Annotated in this window: 3 protein-coding genes; all 3 read right to left on the reverse strand. The window is 58.9% G+C overall.

Translation table 11 applies throughout. The annotated features are described in order from the left end of the window. Positions 1 to 331 (reverse strand): efflux RND transporter periplasmic adaptor subunit (locus HKN37_12945; protein ID NNE47554.1); only part of this gene is annotated, 331 nt, incomplete at its 3' end. After that, entirely contained in the window at positions 321 to 1,988 is a 1,668-nt protein-coding gene (locus HKN37_12950; GenBank protein ID NNE47555.1) for a TolC family protein, read from the reverse strand. The genes HKN37_12950 and HKN37_12945, both read right to left, overlap by 11 nt. Positions 1,989 to 2,002: 14 nt before the next feature. Next, entirely contained in the window at positions 2,003 to 2,602 is a 600-nt protein-coding gene (locus tag HKN37_12955) for a TetR/AcrR family transcriptional regulator (protein ID NNE47556.1), read from the reverse strand. Between the last annotated feature and the right edge of the window lie 35 nt (positions 2,603 to 2,637).

Here is a 2,637-nt window from a genome sequence, read left to right on the forward strand (position 1 = left end):
CATCGGTGAGGCCGGCGTCGATTCGTGCGATCACCATTCCGGCTCGCGCGGTTGATCCCAGCGGCAGAAGGAAATTCACTGTGCCCCCGGTCTGTGCCGAGATGGTGGCGTCGTTGTTCGCTTCCACAGAGCCGGTGAGCTCGATCACATCGGTGAAGTCGGTCGGCTGGACGACCTGTGTTTCCACGCGCACCAGACGGCGCTGCGATGCCGTAACCGGTGCCGCATTCGCGTCGCCCGAGGGTTCATCGGGGGCGGAGCACGATGCCATCGCGATTGCTCCGACCAGGACGAAAAGAGTAGGTATCGGAAGTCGTTGGCTAGTCATCATTCTTCTTTGTCAGGGTTGCCGGTCCGGCAATGTTGAATGTCAGATCGGTATTTGTGGCGACAGGCCTTACTACGCCTGTAGCCGTCTCAAGCTGGCTCAGTGCGACGTTGAAATCGAACACGGCCTGCAGGTAGCTGAGGCGGCTCTGGTCGAGTAGCTCCGATGCCTCCCGTTCGTCGAGCGGACTGGCAACACCTTCTCGAAGTCGCGCGCTCGCGTACTCGTAATTCAGCTCCGCGCGCTCTACGTTCTTTTCCTGACTCAGGATGCGCAGTCGAGCCGTTCGAAGTCCTCGAAGTGCCGTCTCTACTTCCAGTTGGACGGCTTCCGCTAATTGCTGTTTGGCGATCTCAGCACGGTCCATTGCTATTGAGCGTTGTTGCACGCGCTGATGTCGCTGGAAGCCGTCGAAGATCGTCCACGAGAGCGTGAAGCCTACGCTGGCGGTCATGTCCCAGTATCTGTCGCTGAAGAAACCGTTCTCAAGACGCGTGAAGGAAAAGGGATCGTCGCTGTTCGACAGGGTGGAGGTGCGGTTGTCCGGCACGTTTCCGACGTAGCTGACATCTGCGAATGCATCCAGGAGCGGGAAGTAATCGGCCCTCGCCACCTTCCACTGGATCTTCTGAAGTTCGATGTTCAATTCGGACTGGGTGACGTCCGGGCGATTCCGAAGGGCGAGGTCGACGGCACCATCGAGAGCTGCGGTTCGAAGCATTGCGTCGTCAACGGGCTTGAGTTCAGTTGCAAGCCGGATGGACTGACCTACAGGAATTCCGAGCGTGAACTTCAGCTGGTCGAGGGCAGAGTCCGATGCACCGGATGTCTCGATGAGCTGAGTCTCAAGGTTGGCAAGTTCAACCTCGGCACTGAGACGTTGAAACTTGGGCGCGACACCGCGTGCTACCCGAAGGGAAGCTTCCTCCGCCGTCTTTCGCGTTCGCTCCACGCTCTGCGAGACCACACGCTTTCGTGCACTCGCAAGCAGTGCCTGATAGTACTGACGCCGAACTGTATCAATCAGAATGTGCTCCTGCCGCTGGACGCCTGCCTCGTTCAGGTCTTTCAAATACTTCTGCGCGCCGGCAACGCCCCAGAACGTCCGGATGTCGAACACCTTCTGAGTGACGCTGACGCCCGTGCGAAACTGATTGGGAATCGCAAACGGGTTGTCGCTGTTGGAGATCTCGATTCCCGCTGCGTCGAGGCCCGCGGCCTGACGCACGAAGAACTCCTCCAGCGTAATGGGTAGGGAAGCGGGATCCGTGTCGGTTCTGGCGCGCTCGTTAAAGGCTAGCCAGTCCAGGAAGCCCAGCGACTGGAACAGGCCGCCGGCGTCACTTCCCGCAAACGGGTTGGCGCTCTTGACGTTACGCGTGTAGGTCGAGTTCAAACTCAGCTGCGGAAACACCTGTCCCCAGCCCTCGCGGACGAGCGACTGAGCATTTGCAACGTCGAGGCGGGCATCCCGAACCAGGTAGTTGCGAACCAGCGCAATCTGAATGGCCTCGTCGAGCGTTATGCTGGCAACTCCTTGCTCCGGAGATTGCCCGCTCGCGGGGTTTGGACTCCAGAAGAGCAGAAGCGGGGTCAGAACCAGCGCGATTCCGATTACCCCGAATCTGCGCGGTAAGATTGAACAAGGGCTTGGCTGCATCGCGAATATGTTTGTCATTTCGTCAGTAGCCCGTCGAACAGCATTGTTGTGATGAACTCGGCGTTCTCCTCGGCTCCGCCAGGCAATTCCTGCTCGTTGTTTCCGTAGCGGTTGCACAGACACACGTGCGTGTAGCACCCGTTGATATTGCCCAGGAGCGTGTGGGCGACCGCATTCGACGGCATGGTCTTGATTTCGCCCCGACTCATGGCGGACTCCAGAGGCCGGGAGATAGCCGCAACCAGGCGTTCACGTTGGTGACTGAAGTAGGCGGCCTTTTCGGGATCATCCCCGAACAAATGTCGGTGGGCTTCCTTGATGGCGATCAGGAACAGGTCGTCGCGCTCTTCAAAAAAACAGAACGTCCGTGTGAGGAAGTCGCGGACCTGATCACGAAATGGAACGCCGATCTTGCTCTCCCCAAAGTGCGATTCGATCAGTTCTATCAGGCCATTGTAGAGCCGGTCGAGCAGCGCGAAGAGCATCTCTTCCTTGCCGTCGGGGAAGTAGTTGTAGATCGTTCCTTTGCCGAATTCGGCACGCGAGGCGATCTCATCGAGTGTCGACTGTCCGAAACCTCTTTCGGCGAAGACCGACTGCGCGGCCTCGAGCATGGCCGTTCGCCTCGAGAGGCGCTCCCGCTCCTTGC

It is taken from the genome of Rhodothermales bacterium, assembly GCA_013002345.1.
In the GTDB taxonomy this organism is placed as follows: Bacteria; Bacteroidota; Rhodothermia; order Rhodothermales; family JABDKH01; genus JABDKH01.